Below are 876 nucleotides of genomic sequence, written 5' to 3'. Positions count from 1 at the left end.
TACTACTCGGTCGGCGGCGGCTTCGTCGTCGACGAGGACGCGGTGGGCGCCGACCGCATCGTGCTCGACGACACGGTCCTCAAGTACCCCTTCCGCACCGGCGACGAGTTGCTGCGCCTGGCCGGGGAGACCGGCCTGTCCATCTCGGCGCTGATGCTGGAGAACGAGCGGGCCTGGCGCGACGAGGACGAGATCCGCGAGGGCCTGCTGGAGATCTGGCGCGTGATGCGCGCCTGCGTGGACCGCGGCATGTCCCGCGAGGGCATCCTGCCCGGCGGCCTGAAGGTCCGCCGCCGCGCCGCGAACACCGCGCGCAAGCTGCGCTCCGAGGGCGACCCGCAGGCCCTGGCGATGGAGTGGATCACCCTCTACGCGATGGCCGTGAACGAGGAGAACGCGGCCGGCGGCCGGGTCGTCACCGCCCCGACGAACGGCGCGGCCGGCATCATCCCCGCGGTCCTGCACTACTACATGAACTTCGTCCCCGGCGCCGACGAGGAGGGCGTGGTCCGCTTCCTCCTCGCCGCCGGCGCCATCGGCATGCTCTTCAAGGAGAACGCCTCCATCTCCGGCGCCGAGGTCGGCTGCCAGGGCGAGGTGGGCTCCGCGTGCTCGATGGCGGCGGGCGCGCTGGCGGAGGTGCTGGGCGGCACGCCGGAGCAGGTGGAGAACGCCGCGGAGATCGGCATGGAGCACAACCTCGGCCTCACCTGCGACCCGGTCGGCGGCCTGGTCCAGATCCCGTGCATCGAGCGCAACGGCATGGCCGCGGTCAAGGCGGTCACGGCGGCGCGGATGGCGATGCGGGGCGACGGCTCGCACAAGGTGTCCCTGGACAAGGTCATCAAGACCATGAAGGACACCGGCGCCGACATG

1 protein-coding gene is annotated in these 876 nt (G+C 71.8%); it reads left to right on the top strand.

Translation table 11 applies throughout. From position 1 onward, the window contains the following. On the top strand, positions 1-876 hold an 876-nt coding region (locus IE142_RS34920), incomplete at both ends, for an L-serine ammonia-lyase (protein WP_191889422.1).

Origin of the sequence: Streptomyces mutabilis (assembly GCF_014649815.1) — a bacterium.
Taxonomy (GTDB): Bacteria; Actinomycetota; Actinomycetes; order Streptomycetales; family Streptomycetaceae; genus Streptomyces; species Streptomyces mutabilis.
This window is presented reverse-complemented; position numbering and strand designations above follow the sequence as displayed.